The organism is Roseateles cavernae (assembly GCF_040187885.1).
Taxonomy (GTDB): domain Bacteria; phylum Pseudomonadota; class Gammaproteobacteria; order Burkholderiales; family Burkholderiaceae_C; genus Roseateles_E; species Roseateles_E cavernae.
On the sequence record NZ_JBDPLH010000002.1, the window covers coordinates 602,867 to 618,269 of the forward strand.

General features: G+C 67.8%; 15 protein-coding genes. 13 read left to right on the forward strand and 2 right to left on the reverse strand.

Annotation, left to right across the window (positions count from 1 at the left end):
* Nucleotides 1–15: 15 nt before the first annotated feature.
* From ABGI63_RS09690 to ABGI63_RS09725, 8 genes are read left to right on the forward strand one after another with little or no spacing between them, the layout of a single operon-like run.
* Nucleotides 16–903 carry a carbohydrate ABC transporter permease gene (locus ABGI63_RS09690; RefSeq protein ID WP_137940982.1) on the forward strand — a complete coding sequence of 296 codons (888 nt, stop codon included), beginning with the start codon at nucleotides 16–18 and terminating at the stop codon, nucleotides 901–903.
* Nucleotides 900–1,802: a carbohydrate ABC transporter permease gene (locus tag ABGI63_RS09695; RefSeq protein ID WP_349742223.1), complete on the forward strand. Its 903-nt coding sequence runs from the start codon at nucleotides 900–902 to the stop codon at nucleotides 1,800–1,802. The genes ABGI63_RS09690 and ABGI63_RS09695 overlap by 4 nt, the downstream gene beginning before the upstream one ends.
* Before the next feature lie 30 nt (nucleotides 1,803–1,832).
* Nucleotides 1,833–2,954: an ABC transporter ATP-binding protein gene (locus ABGI63_RS09700; RefSeq protein WP_349742224.1), complete on the forward strand. Its 1,122-nt coding sequence runs from the start codon at nucleotides 1,833–1,835 to the stop codon at nucleotides 2,952–2,954.
* A 1-nt stretch (nucleotide 2,955) separates the two neighbouring features.
* Nucleotides 2,956–4,245 carry an ABC transporter substrate-binding protein gene (locus tag ABGI63_RS09705; RefSeq protein WP_349742225.1) on the forward strand — a complete coding sequence of 430 codons (1,290 nt, stop codon included), beginning with the start codon at nucleotides 2,956–2,958 and terminating at the stop codon, nucleotides 4,243–4,245.
* Nucleotide 4,246: 1 nt separating this feature from the next.
* Nucleotides 4,247–5,401: an oligogalacturonate lyase family protein gene (locus ABGI63_RS09710; RefSeq protein WP_349742226.1), complete on the forward strand. Its 1,155-nt coding sequence runs from the start codon at nucleotides 4,247–4,249 to the stop codon at nucleotides 5,399–5,401.
* A complete protein-coding gene (locus ABGI63_RS09715; protein ID WP_349742227.1) occupies nucleotides 5,398–7,692 on the forward strand; it encodes a pectinesterase family protein in 2,295 nt (764 codons plus the stop codon). Before ABGI63_RS09710 ends, ABGI63_RS09715 begins: the two co-directional genes overlap by 4 nt.
* Before the next feature lie 30 nt (nucleotides 7,693–7,722).
* The gene (gene kdgR, locus ABGI63_RS09720; protein WP_272647671.1) at nucleotides 7,723–8,547 is read left to right on the forward strand and encodes a DNA-binding transcriptional regulator KdgR; all 825 of its coding nucleotides are present in this window, start codon (nucleotides 7,723–7,725) and stop codon (nucleotides 8,545–8,547) included.
* Nucleotides 8,544–9,287, forward strand: coding sequence for a FadR/GntR family transcriptional regulator (locus tag ABGI63_RS09725; RefSeq protein WP_349742228.1), 744 nt, complete (start codon nucleotides 8,544–8,546; stop codon nucleotides 9,285–9,287). The genes kdgR and ABGI63_RS09725 overlap by 4 nt, the downstream gene beginning before the upstream one ends.
* A 4-nt stretch (nucleotides 9,288–9,291) precedes the next feature.
* Here the strand turns inward: ABGI63_RS09725 and ABGI63_RS09730 are convergent, their stop codons facing one another.
* Nucleotides 9,292–9,504: a DUF4287 domain-containing protein gene (locus tag ABGI63_RS09730; RefSeq protein ID WP_349742229.1), complete on the reverse strand. Its 213-nt coding sequence runs from the start codon at nucleotides 9,502–9,504 to the stop codon at nucleotides 9,292–9,294.
* Nucleotides 9,505–9,592: 88 nt separating this feature from the next.
* On the reverse strand, nucleotides 9,593–10,252 hold the full coding sequence (locus ABGI63_RS09735) for a DUF4124 domain-containing protein (protein ID WP_349742230.1): 660 nt from the start codon (nucleotides 10,250–10,252) through the stop codon (nucleotides 9,593–9,595).
* Nucleotides 10,253–10,388: 136 nt separating this feature from the next.
* Between ABGI63_RS09735 and ABGI63_RS09740 the strand changes: the two genes are divergently transcribed.
* From ABGI63_RS09740 to glxR, 5 genes are read left to right on the forward strand one after another with little or no spacing between them, the layout of a single operon-like run.
* On the forward strand, nucleotides 10,389–11,363 hold the full coding sequence (locus ABGI63_RS09740; protein WP_349742231.1) for a Bug family tripartite tricarboxylate transporter substrate binding protein: 975 nt from the start codon (nucleotides 10,389–10,391) through the stop codon (nucleotides 11,361–11,363).
* A gap of 3 nt (nucleotides 11,364–11,366) precedes the next feature.
* Nucleotides 11,367–12,695 (forward strand): enolase C-terminal domain-like protein, encoded by a 1,329-nt coding sequence (locus tag ABGI63_RS09745; RefSeq protein ID WP_349742232.1) that lies wholly within the window; start codon nucleotides 11,367–11,369, stop codon nucleotides 12,693–12,695.
* Nucleotides 12,696–12,729: 34 nt separating this feature from the next.
* Nucleotides 12,730–13,689 carry a Bug family tripartite tricarboxylate transporter substrate binding protein gene (locus ABGI63_RS09750; RefSeq protein ID WP_349742233.1) on the forward strand — a complete coding sequence of 320 codons (960 nt, stop codon included), beginning with the start codon at nucleotides 12,730–12,732 and terminating at the stop codon, nucleotides 13,687–13,689.
* A gap of 25 nt (nucleotides 13,690–13,714) precedes the next feature.
* Nucleotides 13,715–14,491: a 2-dehydro-3-deoxyglucarate aldolase gene (garL, locus tag ABGI63_RS09755; protein ID WP_349742234.1), complete on the forward strand. Its 777-nt coding sequence runs from the start codon at nucleotides 13,715–13,717 to the stop codon at nucleotides 14,489–14,491.
* A 16-nt stretch (nucleotides 14,492–14,507) separates the two neighbouring features.
* Nucleotides 14,508–15,398, forward strand: coding sequence for a 2-hydroxy-3-oxopropionate reductase (glxR, locus tag ABGI63_RS09760; RefSeq protein WP_349742235.1), 891 nt, complete (start codon nucleotides 14,508–14,510; stop codon nucleotides 15,396–15,398).
* Nucleotides 15,399–15,403: the final 5 nt, after the last annotated feature.

The window sequence follows — 15,403 nt, forward strand, 5'->3', positions numbered from 1 at the left end:
CCGGAGACTCGGTGCATGTATGAGAACAAAAAGCTGGGCTTGCTGTTCGTCCTGCCATTCGTGCTGGGCGTGCTCTTGTTCAAGCTCTTCCCCTTCGTGATGAGCTTCGCGCTCAGCTTCACGCAGTACGATCTGATCGACCCGCCTGAGTTCGTCGGGCTGCAGAACTACCGCGAGCTGGCCGGCGACGATCCGCTGTTTCGAAAATCGCTGGGCGTGACCCTGCTGTTCGCGCTGCTGGCCGTGCCGCTGCGCGTGGGCTTCGCGCTGTTCATCGCCCATGTCCTGAACTTCAAGCTGCGCGGCATCAACTTCTTCCGCGCCGCCTTCTACATCCCCTCCATCCTCGGCGGCTCGATCGCGGTGGCGGTGCTGTGGCGCTTCATCTTCGCGAAGAACGGCCTGGTCAATCTGGTGCTGATCAAGCTGGGCATCGAGCCGATCGCCTGGCTGGCCGACGAGCACTACTCGATGTGGACCATCGTGCTGCTGTTCACCTGGCAGTTCGGCTCGGCCATGGTGATCTTCCTGGCGGCGCTGCAGAACGTCTCGGTCTCGCTGTACGAGGCCGCCGAATGCGACGGCGCCAGCAAGAGCCAGCAGTTCTGGAAGATCACGGTGCCACTGATCACGCCGGTGATCTTCTTCAACATGATCATGCAGATGGTGCACGCCTTCCAGGAGTTCAACGGCCCCTACGCGATCACCGAGGGCGGCCCGCTGCATTCGACCTATGTGCTGGCGCTCTATATCTACGACCAGAGCTTCCGCTTCTTCAATCTGGGCTATGGCGCGGCGCTCTCCTGGGTGCTGTTCGCCCTGGTCGGCGGTCTGGCGGCGCTGTCGTTCTGGAGCTCCAAGTACTGGGTCTTCTACTCCGGCGAGAAGGAGAGCAAGCGATGAGCCGCGCCGATGCCAAACCCCTGCCCGGAGCCGGCAAGCTGGCCCCGGCGCCGCTGGCCTTGGCGCGCGACCGCGGCAATCCCTGGCTGCGCTATGTGGCGCTGATCGTGGTGGCCTTCGTGATGCTCTACCCGATGCTGTGGCTGATCGGGGCCTCGTTCAAGAGCAATGCCGAGATCTTCACCGAGGCCGGCTTCTGGCCCAGCCGGCTGGACTTCGGCGCCTATGCCAAGGGCTGGAAGACCAGCACCGAATACACCTTCGCGACCTACTTCCTGAACAGCTTCCTGATCGCGATCCCCCGCATCATCGTGACCGTGATCTCCTGCGTGCTGGTGGCCTATGCCTTTGCCCGCTTCGAGTTCTGGGGCAAGAAACTGCTGTTCTCCATCATGATAGGCACGATGATGCTGCCGCTGATCGTGCTGCGCCTGCCGCAGTACCTGATGTTCCGCGAGATCGGCTGGCTGGATTCCTATCTGCCGCTGATCGTGCCCTCGGCCTTTGCCACCGACACCTTCTTCGTCTTCCTGCTGGTGCAGTTCCTGCGCGGCATTCCGCGCGATATGGAAGAGGCGGCCCAGATCGACGGCTGCAACGCCTGGCAGCTGCTCTGGCACATCATCGTGCCGCTGCTCAAGCCGGCCATCATCTCGGTCATCGTGTTCCAGTTCATCTGGACCATGAACGACTTCATGGGCCCGTTGATCTATCTGGCCTCGGTCGAGAAGTACCCGGTCTCGCTGGCGCTGAAGATGAGCATAGGCGCGACCGAGGAGGTCGAATGGGCCAACGTCATCGCGATCTCGGTCGTCGCGCTGATTCCCTCGGTGCTGGTGTTTTTTGCGGCGCAGAAGCACTTCATCGAAGGCGCCACCTCGAGTGGCGTCAAGGGCTGACACAGAACTACAAATGATGCGGAGACGACAGTGGCGCAGCTAAGCCTGAAGAAAATCGAGAAGGTCTACCCCAATGGCTTCAAGGCCGTGCACGGGGTCGATCTGGAAGTGCGCGATGGCGAGTTCATGGTCTTCGTCGGCCCCTCGGGCTGCGCCAAGAGCACCTTGCTGCGCATGATTGCCGGCCTGGAGACCATCAGCGGCGGCGAGCTGAGGATTGGCGAGCAGCGTGTCAATGAGCTGGCACCCAAGCAGCGCGGCATCGCGATGGTGTTCCAGAACTATGCGCTCTACCCGCATATGAAGGTCTACGACAACCTGGCCTTCGGCCTGAAACTGGCCGGCACGCCCAAGGCCGAGCTCGACCAGCGCGTGCGCCATGCCGCCCAGCTGCTGGAGATGGAGCACCTGCTGGACCGCTACCCCAAGCAGCTCAGCGGCGGCCAGGCCCAGCGCGTGGCGGTGGGCCGGGCCATCGTCAAGAAGCCCGAGGTCTTTCTGTTCGACGAGCCGCTGTCCAATCTGGACGCCAAGCTGCGCGCCGCGATGCGGGTGCGGCTGACCGAGCTGCACCGCACCCTGCGGGAGGCGGGCCAGCCGGCCACGACCATCTACGTGACCCATGACCAGGTCGAGGCGATGACCATGGGTGAGCGCATCTGCGTGCTCAAGGAAGGCGTGATCCAGCAGGTCGACACGCCCACCGCGCTGTACGACCGCCCGGCCAATGCCTTTGTCGCCAGCTTCATCGGCTCGCCCGAGATGAATATCCACGATGCCACCCTGCAGAGCCAGGGCGCCGGCCTGGCCATCGCCATCGGGGGCCAGGTCTTGCCGCTGCCCGAGGTCAAGGCGGACAAGCTCAAGGGCCGAGGTGCGGCCATCAAGTTCGGCCTGCGGCCCGAGCATGTGTCCTCGCTGCCGCGGCCCGGCAGCGTCGAGGTGCCCAGCACGCTGCGCTTCATGGAGCATATGGGCAGCGAGGTGTTCGTGCACTTCGACATCGGCACGGTACCGATGACGGCCCGCGTGCCGGCCGATCAGCTCGGAGCCTTGAGCGAGAAGACGCGCGGCGCCGCCCACGGCTTCTGGCTGCAGCTCAACCAGGCCCATCTGTTCGACGCCGCCAGCGGCGCCAACCTGCTGCTCTGACATGACGATAAGAATGCTCTTTGTCATCGCGGCCGCGCTGGTGCTGTCCCTGCCGGCCTGGGCCCAGGACACCACCGTGCTGCGTTTTTCCTGGTGGGGCGGCGCGGGCCGGCATGAGGCCACGCTGAAGGCGATTGCCGCCTTTGAGCGCCGCAACCCCGGCCTGAAGATCAAGGCCGAGTACATGGGTTTCAACGGCTATCTGGAGCGCCTGACGACCCAGATCGCCGGTCGCTCCGAGCCCGATGTGATGCAGATCAACTGGGCCTGGCTGGGCATGTTCTCCAAGCGCGGCAATGGCTTCACCGATCTGGAGTCCTACCGCTCGCAGCTGGCCCTGCATCAGTTCGACGCCACCGATCTGGAACTGGGCCGGGTGGCCGGCAAGCTCAATGCCTTGCCGGTGTCCTACAGCGCCCGCGTGCTGCTGTGGAACGAGGCGGCGCTGGCGCGCGCCGGTCTGCCGGTGCCCAAGACCTGGGACGAGTTGTTCGCGGCCGGCCGTGTCTTCAAGGCCAGGTACGGCGACAAGGCCTATCCGCTGGACGGCGAGCTCTACGACATGATGCTGCTGGCGCAGAGCTATGTGCAGCAAAAGCATGGCACCCCCTATGTCGATCCGGCCCAGCCGCGCGTCGCGATGAGCCCGGCCGCCGCGCTGGAATGGGTGCAGACCTACCGCCGCCTGATTACCGAGCATGTGGCCGTGCCGCTGCCGCTGCGCGCCAGCCTGGGCGGCGCCGAGAAGCCCACCGAGCAGCAGCAGGACTGGGTGCTCGGCAACTGGGCCGGCAACTACACCTGGGACTCGGTGATCGCGCTGCGCGCCAGCACCTTGGACAAGCAGCAAAAGTTGGTGCTGGGCGACTTCCCGACCCTGCCCGGCGCCGGCAACAGCGGCATGTTCGGCCGGCCCACGCTGATGTATGCGGTGGGCCGAAACAGCAAGCAGGCCGAGCTGGCCGCGCGCTTCGTCAACTTCCTGCTGACCGACCCCGAGGCCGCCGAGATCCTGGGCCGCAGCCGCGGCGTGCCGGCAGCCGCCAACAGCTTCGAGCTGCTGCTGAAGGCTGGCAAGCTGCCGGCGCTGGAGCTGGCTGCCCACGAGCAGGTCAAGGCCCAGCGCCAGGCCGGCCGGGTGCCCATGCCCTCCAAGCTGTTCGAGCATGCGCGCTTCCACAAATTCATGCGCGAGGTCTTCGAGACCGTCGCCTATGGCAAGACCACGGACCAGGAGGCCGCACGTCGCCTCGTCGAAGAGGGCAATGCCCTGCTCAACCGGATCAAGTGAGATGAAAGCCACCGAAAGACAGCTGAACTTCGTCAGCCAGCAGGACCCTGACACCGGCGCCCGGGTGACCCGGCTCACGCCGTTGGACGTGACCTGCCATCGCAATTATTTCTATCAGAAGTGCTTCAGCAACGATGGCAGCAAGCTGCTGTTTGCCGGGGAATTCGGTCCCGGCAAGCACTGGAACTACCAGTTGCTGGACCTGCCATCACAGGTCGCCACGCAGCTGACCGACCAGCCTGGCGAGAACACCTTTGGCGGCTTTCTGTCGCCCGATGACCAGTACCTCTATTTCGTGCGCGCCGAGCGCCAGCTGATACGCCTGGCCCTGGCCGATCTGAGCGAGCAGGTGGTCTACACGGTGCCGCAGGGCTGGGTCGGCTACGGCACCTGGGTCAGCAACAGCGCTTGCACCAAGATGGTCGGCATCGAGATCCATGCCGATGACTGGTTCCCACTGAACACCTGGCAGAAGTTCAACGAGATGTTCCATCAGCAGCCGCGCTGCCGGCTCTTCAGCGTGGACCTGAAGACCGGCGAGCGCAGCATCATCCTGGAGCAGCGCGGCTGGCTGGGCCACCCGCAGTACCGTCCCTTCGACGACAACACGGTGGCCTATTGCCACGAGGGCCCGCATGACCTGATCGATGCCCGCATGTGGTTCATCAACGAGGACGGCACGAACCGTCGCTGCGGCAAGGAACACAGCGAGGGCGAGAGCTGTACCCACGAGTTCTGGGTGCCGGACGGCAGCGCGATGATCTATGTGTCCTACGACCACAGCTCGCCCGAGCGCTGGATCTGCAGCCTCGACCCGGTCACGCTGGAGAACCGGGTGCTGACCGCGATGCCGCAGTGCTCGCACCTGATGAGCAACCATGACGGCACGCTGATCGTCGGCGATGGGTGCGGCAAGGCCAGCGGCGATGCCAGCGCCAGCAACGAGATGCTGAGCGGCGACCCCTATCTGCACCTGTTCGACCTGAAGGCCGGCACGACCCGACCGATCGCCCGCCACGACAGCGGCTGGGACGTCTACAAGGACAGCCGCCAGGTCACCCATCCGCATCCGAGCTTCACGCCCGATGAGAAGCAGGTGCTGTTCAGCTGCGACAAGGAGCCGGGCGAGCCCGCGCTCTACCTGGCCGATCTGTGAGGCGGCTCGCTGCTTTGCTGCTGGCCGTGGCGGGGGCCGCAGCGCAGGCTCAGGGTCCGATGCGCCCCCAGCTCGACGAGGCCCAGGCAGCACGGCTGCGCGTCAAGGACTGGCTGCAAGGCTGGCAGCCACAGCCGCTTGACCCCAGGGCCTGGATGCCCGACTTCATCGTCGCTGCGGACGGCAGTGGCACCCACCGCAGCTTGCAGGCCGCGCTCGACGCTTTGCCCCGCGAAGGGCGGCGCCACTACATCCGGCTCAAGCCCGGCAGCTACCGCGAGCAGGTCTGTCTGCGCGACAAGGCGCCGCTGACGCTGTACGGCGACCCGGGTGCCGTCATCGTGGCCGGCCATTACAACGCCCAGCCCAAGCCGGTCGGCCAGGCGATCAACACCTGCACGCCCCACCAGGACAGCGCCAGCTATGGCACGGCCGGCAGCGCCAGCGCGATGCTGTTCGGTGACGATCTGCAGCTGGCCGATCTGACCATTGCCAACGATGCGATGGACGCGGTGCGCCTGGGCCAGGGCTATCCGGCCGGAGCCGGCGAGGCCGGCGGTGCCCAGGCCGTGGCGCTGCTGGCCCGGGGCGACCGCATCCAGCTGCAGCGCCTGCGCCTGCTGGGCCATCAGGACACTTTTTATGCGGCGGGCAGCGGCCGCATCCATGTCAGCGACAGCCTGATCGCCGGCGATGTGGACTTCATCTTCGGCGACGCCCGCCTGGTGATCGCGCGCAGCGAGATCCTCAGCCGCGCCGGCCGTCGCGCGCCGGGCGAGGGCGGCCATGTGCTGGCGCCGAGCACGCCGCCGGGGCAGGCCCATGGCTTCCTGATCATCGACAGCCGGCTGCGGGTCGAACCCGGCGTCGGCGCGGGGCGCATCTCGCTGGGCCGGGCCTGGGACCATGGGGTTGCGCACGGCGCCTGGCAGGCCGGCATCTCGCCGAACGGCCAGGCCCTGATACGCGACAGCGAGCTGGGCTCGCATCTGGCGCCCTGGTCCCGCTCGACCTCGCGCCGCCCCTTCGATGCCGCGCAGAACCGCATGGCCGAATACCGCAACCGCGCCGCGCCGCGCGACTGGGGGCGCGAAGTCCCAGCGCTGGATGAAGGCTGGGCCGCCGCCGAGGGCGGCACCACCGGCGGCGCGGCGGCCGCACCGGCCGATGTCTACCGGGTGCGCAGCCGTGCCGAGCTGGAGGTCGCGCTGGCGGCCGGCAGCCGGCCCAAGATCATCTACCTGCTGGCCCGCATCGATCTGAGCAGCGATGCCGCCGGCCGGCCGCTGGGCTACGAGGATTACCGCGACCCGGGTTTCGACTTCGAAGCCTATCTGCGCGCCTACGATCCGGCCGTCTGGGGCCGCAAGCCGCCCGAGGGGCCGCTGGAGGAGGCGCGCCAGCGCTCGGTGCGGACCCAGGCCCAGCGCGTCGTGCTGCGCATCCCGGTCAACACCACCCTGGTCGGCGCCGCGCCGGGCGCGGGCTTCAGCAACGGCATGCTGCTGCTGGACAAGGTGGACAACATCATCCTGCGCGGCCTGCAGTTCGCCGATGCCTACGACTTCTTCCCGGCCTGGGATCCGCTCGACGGCGCGGCCGGCGAATGGAATTCGGAGTACGACACCGTCGCGCTGCGCGGCGCCAGCCATGTGTGGATAGACCATTGCAGCTTCGACGACGGGGCGCGCACCGACCGCCAGGCCCGCGTCGCGCTGGGCCGGCCCCTGCAGCACCATGACGGGCTGCTGGACATCACCCAGCAGTCCGACCTCGTGACCGTGTCCTGGAACCATTTCTCGCGCCACGACAAGACCAGCCTGGTCGGCGGCAGCGACAGGCACACGGGCGACGCCGGCCGGCTGCGCGTGAGCCTGCATCACAACCTCTGGGAGGCGCTGATGGAGCGCACGCCGCGGGTGCGCTACGGCCAGGTCCATCTCTACAACAATCTGTTTGTGGCCCGCAGCGACGGCGACTACCCCTATGGCTACTCGATAGGCATAGGGCTGGGCTCGCGCATCGTCAGCGAACGCAATGTCTGGGAAACCCCGGCGGAGATCCCGGCGGCGCAGCTGGCCCGGGTGCTGAAGGGCCAGGTCTTCAGCGATCGCGAGTCGCTGCACAACGGCCGGCCGCTGGACCTGGGCGCCGCGCTGCGCGCCGCCGGGGCCGAGCTGGGGGGCGATGTCGGCTGGCAGCCGCGTCTGCACGGGCCGCTGGATCCGGTCGAGGCGGTCGCGGCACGGGTTCGTGCCGGGGCCGGCGCGGCGATAATCCAGCACAATTGAAACGCCAGACCAAACAAAGCGAAACACGGCATGGATGACGATCTGAACGACGGCAAGCAGCAGCCCGAATCGGTGGCGGCGGTGCTCAAGGTATTTGCCATCCTGCAGGCCTTGTCCGAACGCAGCGAGACCGGCATCTCCGATCTGTCGGTGCGCCTGGCCATGCCCAAGGCCACGGTCTACCGTTTTCTGCAGACCATGATGACCCTGGGCTATGTGCGCCAGGAGGCCGACAGCGAGCGCTACGGCCTGACGATGAAGGCCTTCGAGCTGGGCACCAAGGCGCTGCAGTATCCGGAGCTGATCGATCTGGCCAAGCACCATATGCAGATGCTGGCCGACGCCACCGGCGAGACGGTCCACCTGGGCACCCTGATCGACAGCGAGATCATTTACGTCCACAAGGTCGACTCGCGCCATATGCTGGGCATGTACTCGCGCGTCGGCCGGCGTGCACCGTTGCACTGCACCGCGATCGGCAAGGTGCTGATGGCCTGGGAGCATCCGCAGCGCCGCGAGCGCATCCTGCAGGGCGCCGAGTTCAAGCGCTTTCGCGACAAGACCATCGTCGAGCCGGCCGCCTTCCAGGCCGAACTGGACCGCGTCAAGGCCCAGGGCTTTGGCGAGGACCGCGAGGAGTTTGACGACCATATCCGCTGCCTGGGCGTGCCCATCTTCGACCGGCTGAACCAGCCGATCGCGGGCTTGAGCGTCTCCTTCCCGACCTTCCGCTACGACGAGGCCAAGGAGGGCGAGGTGGTGGCGATGCTGCAAGGGGCCAGCCGCGACATCTCGGCGCGGCTGGGGTGCACGCAGTTCCCGCTCGACCCGCCGGCCAAGGCCGGACGCGCTTGAGTCCGAACGCCATCACCGGCCGACGGCGCCCCAAGACCCTGGCCCTGGGCCTCGTGGAGGCGCTGGGCGATCGCATCCGCGAGGGCCGGCTCAACGCCGGCGACAAGCTGCCCACCGAGGCGGCCATCATGGCCGAGTTCGAGGTCAGCCGTACCGTGGTGCGCGAGGCCATCTCCAAGCTGCAGGCCGCCGGCCTGGTCGAGACGCGGCACGGCATCGGCACCTTTGTGCTGGGCCTGGGCGAGGGCGCGGCGTTTCGCATCGCCCCCGATCAGATGGGCACGCTCACCGACGTGGTCGCGGTACTGGAGCTGCGCATCGGCGTCGAGACCGAGGCGGCGGCGCTGGCCGCGCAGCGTCGCAGCGCGGCCCAGCTGGCCGCGATGCATGAGGCGCTGGCCGCGTTTGCCGCCGCCGCCGAGGCCGGGCGCGATGCGGTGGCGGCCGATTTCCAGTTCCATCTGGAGATCGCCCGCGCCACCGGCAATCCGCACTTCGAGCAGCTGATGGGCACGCTGGGTGCGCCCAGCATTCCGCGCGCACGCCTGCCGGGCCTGGACAGCGTGGCCCCGGCCGAGCGCCTGGCCTATCTGACGCGCGTCAATGCCGAGCACCAGCACATCCTCGACGCGATCAGCGCCCAGGACCCCGAGGCCGCCCGCGCGGCGATGCGCACCCATCTGGCCAACAGCCGCGAGCGCCGAAGGCGGGCGGCGCTGGCGGCGGCCGGCGGCGAGTAGTCGCCTACTTGCGCGCCAGCTGGTAGGCCACGATGGCGTTGGCATGGCCGTGGCCCAGGCCGTGTTCGGTCTTGAACCAGGCGACCATCTCCATGTGCTTCATGCCCTTCAGGCCCTCGGCCAGGCTCAGCCAATGGGTGATCGGCTGGCCGTATTTCTTCTCGATCGACGGAAAGTAAGTGGCCGGGCCGCCTTGCGGCTTGTCATTGCTGCTCATGTCTGCTCGCCTGTTCTCAGGAGTGATGCCGTCGAGCATTCTGACTTCGCCATGGGCGAACTGACCTTCGTCATGGTCGCGAGACCGCTCAGCGACAGGGCGCCGCCGGGCCGGAGCCCGGCTTGGCCGGGCAGGGCGGGGTGACGGGCGGCTGTGGCTGCTGCGCCCGGCGTCGCTCCATCCGCGCCTGATTGCGTGCGGCCAGGGCCTCGCTCTCGCGCTGGCGGACGATGCGCTCGCCTTCCAGCGGGTCGGCCGCGCTGTGCATGCCCTCGGCGCGCAGGCGCTCCTTCTCCGCGTTCGAGCTGCTCTGCGCTTCCTGGGCCTGGCGGCTCAGCGCCCAGTCCTCGGCGCTGTAGCGCCCCTGGCCCTTGCGGCATTGGCGCACCCGGCGGATCTCGTCCTGCATGAAGGCGCGCTCGCGGTCGCCCAGGCTGGTCGAGTTGGCGCGGGTCTCCATATTGCGCAGTTCCAGATCGCCGGGGCAATCATTGGCCGGGGGCTGGGCGGGGCCGCTGGCGGCGGGCTTGTTCTCGGGCGGCGGCAGGCGCGGGGCGTCGGCCACATTGCTTTGCAGCCGGCGCTGCTCGACCGGCTCGCCGGCGCCGGGGCAGGGCACATCGGAAAAGCTCACACCGCCATCACGCTGCTTGCATTTCCAGACCTGGGCCTGGGCCGCCGTGCCCAGGCCGGCCATCAACAGGAAAAAGACGGCTTGCCTCGCCCAGCCATTGCCTGCATGTCTCATTGCTGCGCTCCCTGATTGCAATTTGTGCCGTTCCAACGCGGCGGGCCGTTGCCCGGACGACAGTGTCGGGCAAATGCGCATGCAATTTTCAGAGGCTAGTTGTATGATGACGTACAACTAGATCATGGAGACAAACATGAGAACACCCTCGACCCTGCATCGCTGGCTCACCGGCCTGCTGCTGGCCACCGGCCTGGCGGGCGCGGCCACTGCGTTTCCGGACAAGTCCGTGACCCTGCTGGTGCCGTTCCCGCCCGGCGGTTCCACCGACACCCTGGCCCGCGCGGTGGCCGCCAAGCTGCAGGAGCGCTGGGGCCAGACCGTCGTCGTCGACAACAAGCCCGGTGCCACCGGCACCGTCGGCTCGGCCATGGTCAAGCGCGCCGCGCCCGATGGCTACACCTTGCTGGTGGCCTCGCTGGGTCCCTATGTGATCGCGCCGCACCTGCTGAAGGCCGTGCAGTACGACGCGCTGAAGGACCTCGACCTGCTGACCGTTGCGGTGCAGGCGCCCAATGTGCTGGTCGTGCCGGCGGCGTCGCCGCTGAAGAGCATGGCCGATGTGATCGCCCAGCTGAAGGCCAAGCCCGGCGCGATGACCTTCGCGTCCTCGGGCAACGGCTCCTCGGACCATCTGACCGCCGAGCTGTTCTGGCAGCAGACTGGCACCTCCGGCTCGCACATTCCCTACAAGGGCGGCGCGCCGGCCATCACCGATCTGCTGGGCGGCCAGGTCGAGGCCTCGTTCCAGAACGTCAACGCGGTGCTGCAGCACATCCAGAGCGGCAAGCTGCGCGCGCTGGCCGTCACCGGCGACAAGCGCTCGGCCGTGTTGCCCCAGGTGCAGACCCTAAGCGAGGCCGGCATCAAGGGCGCCGATGTCTATTCCTGGCAGGGCATTGCCGCGCCGCGCGGCCTGCCGGCGCCGCTGCGTGGCCAGATCCACCAGGCCCTGGTCGCGGCGCTGAACGATGCGGCGCTGAAGCAGAAGCAGGCCGAGGTCGGCATCGAGACCGTGGCCAGCACGCCGGAGCAGGCCGCCGCCTTCCAGAAGAGCGAGTTCGCGCGCTGGAAGACCGTCATCGAGACCGGCAAGATCACGGCGGATTGAGCAATGGCCCACAAGACTCCTCTCGTCAAAAGCGCCCGCGTCATCCCGGTGGCCGGCCGCGACGGCATGCTGCTGAACCTCAGCGGCGCCCATGCGCCCTTTTTCACCCGCAATCTGCTGCTGCTGGAAGACAGCGCCGGCCGCACCGGCGTGGCCGAGGTGCCCGGCGGCGAATCTATCCGCCAGACCTTGGAAGAGGCGGCGGCGCTGACCATCGGCCAGCCGCTGGGTCGCTGGCAGGCCCTGCTGGGCCAGGTGCGCGAGCGCTTCGCCGACCGCGATGCGGGCGGCCGCGGGCTGCAGACCTTCGATCTGCGCACCACCATCCATGTGCTGACCGCCGTCGAGTGCGCGCTGCTGGACCTGCTGGGCCAGCATCTGGAGGTGCCGCTGTGCGAGCTGCTGGGCGAGGGCAAGCAGCGCGACTCGGTGGCGATGCTGGGCTATCTGTTCTTCGTCGGCGATGCCGGCAAGACCGATCTGCCCTATGTGCGCGAGGATGCGGGCGGCGGCTGGCTGCACCAGCGCCACCAGGTGGCGCTGACGCCCGAGGCCATCGTCGCCCAGGCCGAGGCGGCCCAGGCCCGCTACGGCTTTGCCGACTTCAAGCTCAAGGGCGGGGTGCTGGCCGGCGCGGCCGAGGTGGAGGCCATCCGAGCGCTGAAGGCCCGCTTTCCCGAGGCGCGCATCACGCTGGATCCGAACGGCGGCTGGCTGCTGAAGGACGCCGTGCGCCTGCTGCGCGATCTGCACGGCGTGCTGGCCTATGCCGAGGACCCCTGCGGCGCCGAGGACGGTTTCTCGGGCCGCGAGGTGATGGCCGAGTTCCGCCGCGCCACCGGCCTGCCGACCGCCACCAATATGGTGGCCACCGACTGGCGCCAGCTGGCCCATGCGATTGCCTTGCAGGCGGTCGACATCCCGCTGGCCGACCCGCACTTCTGGACCCTCAGCGGCGCGGTGCGCGTGGCCCAGACCTGCCGCGACCATGGCCTGATCTGGGGCTCGCACTCGAACAACCATTTCGACATCTCGCTGGCCATGTTCACCCAGGCGGCGGCCGCCGCACCAGGCCGGCTGACCGCGATCGACACCCACTGGATCTGGCAGGACGGGCAAGGCCTGACCCTCCAGCCGCTGCAGATCCAGGGCGGCGAGGTGCGGGTGCCGAGCACGCCGGGCCTGGGCGTGCAGCTCGATATGGCCGCCGTCGAGCGTGCCCATGCCCTCTATCTGCAGCATGGGCTGGGGGCGCGCAACGACGCGATGGCGATGCAGTACCTGATCCCGGGCTGGGCCTTCGATCCGAAGAAGCCCTGCCTGCTGCGCTGATTGACAAACAAACCGACACGCCGGAGACAACCGCATGACCCAGAAATCTCTTCGCCTCGCCCTGCTGGCTAGCCTGTTCGCCGCCGGCCTGGCCCAGGCCCAGGAATGGCCGAATCGCACCGTCCGCATCATCGTGCCCTACACACCCGGCGGCACCTCGGACATCATCGCCCGCGCGATCAGCCAGCCGCTGGGCGAGGCGCTGAAGCAGACAGTCATCGTCGAGAACCGCGCCGGTGCCAGCGGCAATCTGGGCGCCGACGCGGTGGCCAAGTCCAATGACGGCCACACCCTCTTGCTGTGCGATGTGACGGCGCTGGCGATCAGCCCCTCGGTCTATACCAAGCTGGGCTTCGACCCCAGCAAGGACCTGAAGGGGGCGGCGATGCTGGCTTACTCGCCCCATATGCTGGTGGTCCACCCCTCGGTGCCGGCCAACAATCTGAAGGAGCTGGTGGCGCTGTCCAAGACCAGCAAGATGGATTTCGCGGTCACCGCCGTCGGCAGCGCCCCCCATGTGGCGGGCATGGCGGTGGCCGAGATCACCGGCGCGAAATGGGAGTACATCCCCTACAAGGGCGGCTCCCAGGCGATTGGCGACACCATCGCCGGCCAGACCCAGGTGCTGATGAACGGCATGCTGGCGACCCTGCCCTCGGTGCAGGCCGGCAAGCTCAAGGTACTGGGCGTCTCCAAGGCCACTCGCGTGCCGCTGCTGCCCCAGGTGCCGACCCTGGCCGAGCAGGGTGCGACCGGCTTCGAATCGGGCACCTGGCAGGGCATTCTGGTGCCCGCCGGCATGCCGCCGGCCGCGCTGGCCAAGCTTTCGGCCGAGCTGATACGCATCATCCGATCGCCGGACCTGCGCGCCCGCCTGGCCTCGCAGGGCGCCGAAGTGCACACGATGTCGCCGACCGAATTCACCAGCTTCTTCGCGCGTGAGCGCAAGAGCTGGGCCACCGTGGTCGCCAAGAGCGGGCTCAAGCTCGACTGATGGACGGCCCTTCCGAAAGACGCTTATGCCTACGCCTTACTGCAACTTCCCCAACAGCCTGCGCCAGCGCCTGCTGGCCCGCGAACGCCTGATCGGCTGCTGGTGCTCGCTGGCCAATCCGATCAGCACCGAGGCGCTGGGCGTGGCCGGTTTCGACTGGCTGCTGCTCGACGGCGAGCACTCGCCCAACGACGTGGTCAGCTTCGTGCCCCAGCTGATGGCGCTGAAGGACAGCGTCAGCGCGCCGGTGGTGCGCCCGTCCAGCAACAACCCCATCGAGATCAAGCGCCTGCTGGATGCCGGTTTCTACAACTTCCTCGTGCCCTTCGTCGAAAGCGCCGATGAGGCCCGTCGCGCCGTGTCGGCCACCCGCTATCCGCCGCAAGGCATCCGCGGCGTGTCGGTGTCCCAGCGCAGCAACCGCTACAACACGGTGCCTGGCTACTTCCAGGGCATCAACGAGCAGATCAGCGTGATCGTGCAGATCGAGAGCCCGGCCGGCGTGGCCGCGGTCGGCGAGATCGCGGCGGTCGACGGTGTCGATGGCGTCTTCATCGGCCCCTCGGACCTGGCTGCCGGCTACGGCCACCTGGGCAATGCCAACCACCCCGAGGTGCAGGCCGCGATGGCCGAGATCTTCAAGACGGTGCAGGCCGCCGGCAAGGCCATCGGCATCCTTGCGCCGGTCGAAGCCGACGCGCGCCGCTACCTGGAGATGGGTGCGAGCTTTGTCGCCGTGGGCAGCGATCTCGGCGTCTTCCGTGGCGCGACACAAGCGCTCTGCGACAAGTTCAAGGTTTGATTCAAAGGATATTTTCATGAGCAAGATCGGTTTCATCGGCCTGGGCATCATGGGCGCGCCGATGGCGCTGCGGCTGGCGGCCGGCGGCCATCAGCTCTTCGTCCATACCCGCAGCCAGCTGCGCGAGGAGGTCAAGGCGACCGGTGCCACCGTCTGCGCCAGCGCGGCCGAGGTGGCCCGTGCGGCCGACATCATCTTCACGATGCTGCCCGACACCCCCGATGTCGAGCGGGTGCTGTTCGGCGCCGGCGGCGTGGCCGAGGGATTGAGCGCCGGCAAGACCGTCGTCGACATGAGCTCGATCGCCCCGATCGCGACCAAGGACTTCGCGGCCCGCATCGAGGCGGCCGGCAGCGCCTGGCTGGACGCGCCGGTCTCCGGCGGCGAGGTCGGCGCCAAGGCCGGCACGCTGACCATCATGGTCGGCGGCCAGCAGGCCGTGTTCGACCGCATCCGCCCGCTGTTCGAGCTGATGGGCAAGAACATCACGCTGGTCGGCGGCGCCGGTGCGGGCCAGACCTGCAAGGTGGCCAACCAGATCATCGTCGCGCTGAATATCGCGGCGGTCAGCGAGGCCCTGGTGTTCGCCTCCAAGGCCGGCGCCGACCCGGCCAAGGTGCGCGAGGCGCTGATGGGCGGTTTCGCCTCCAGCCGCATCCTCGAAGTGCATGGCGAGCGCATGATCAAGCGCACCTTCAATCCGGGCTTTCGCATTGCGCTGCACCAGAAGGACCTGAACCTGGCGCTGCAGAGTGCCAAGGCGCTGAAGATGGCGCTGCCCGGCACCGCCAACGCGGCCCAGCTGATGCAGGCCTGCGCGGCCCAGGGCGATGAGCAGCTGGACCACTCGGCCCTGGTGCGGGCGCTGGAGCTGCTGGCCAAGCATGAGTTGGGCGGGTCCGCATAATCGAC

Excerpts from the sequence above, each read along its gene's own strand:
- ABGI63_RS09695 (WP_349742223.1), top strand. The coding sequence starts at position 900 with ATGAGCCGCGCCGATGCCAAACCCCTGCCCGGAGCCGGCAAGCTGGCC.
- ABGI63_RS09745 (WP_349742232.1), top strand. The coding sequence starts at position 11,367 with ATGGCCCACAAGACTCCTCTCGTCAAAAGCGCCCGCGTCATCCCGGTG.
- kdgR (WP_272647671.1), top strand. The coding sequence starts at position 7,723 with ATGGATGACGATCTGAACGACGGCAAGCAGCAGCCCGAATCGGTGGCG.
- ABGI63_RS09705 (WP_349742225.1), top strand. The coding sequence starts at position 2,956 with ATGACGATAAGAATGCTCTTTGTCATCGCGGCCGCGCTGGTGCTGTCC.
- ABGI63_RS09730 (WP_349742229.1), bottom strand. The coding sequence starts at position 9,504 with ATGAGCAGCAATGACAAGCCGCAAGGCGGCCCGGCCACTTACTTTCCG.
- ABGI63_RS09710 (WP_349742226.1), top strand. The coding sequence starts at position 4,247 with ATGAAAGCCACCGAAAGACAGCTGAACTTCGTCAGCCAGCAGGACCCT.
- glxR (WP_349742235.1), top strand. The coding sequence starts at position 14,508 with ATGAGCAAGATCGGTTTCATCGGCCTGGGCATCATGGGCGCGCCGATG.
- ABGI63_RS09690 (WP_137940982.1), top strand. The coding sequence starts at position 16 with ATGTATGAGAACAAAAAGCTGGGCTTGCTGTTCGTCCTGCCATTCGTG.
- ABGI63_RS09750 (WP_349742233.1), top strand. The coding sequence starts at position 12,730 with ATGACCCAGAAATCTCTTCGCCTCGCCCTGCTGGCTAGCCTGTTCGCC.
- garL (WP_349742234.1), top strand. The coding sequence starts at position 13,715 with ATGCCTACGCCTTACTGCAACTTCCCCAACAGCCTGCGCCAGCGCCTG.
- ABGI63_RS09735 (WP_349742230.1), bottom strand. The coding sequence starts at position 10,252 with ATGAGACATGCAGGCAATGGCTGGGCGAGGCAAGCCGTCTTTTTCCTG.
- ABGI63_RS09740 (WP_349742231.1), top strand. The coding sequence starts at position 10,389 with ATGAGAACACCCTCGACCCTGCATCGCTGGCTCACCGGCCTGCTGCTG.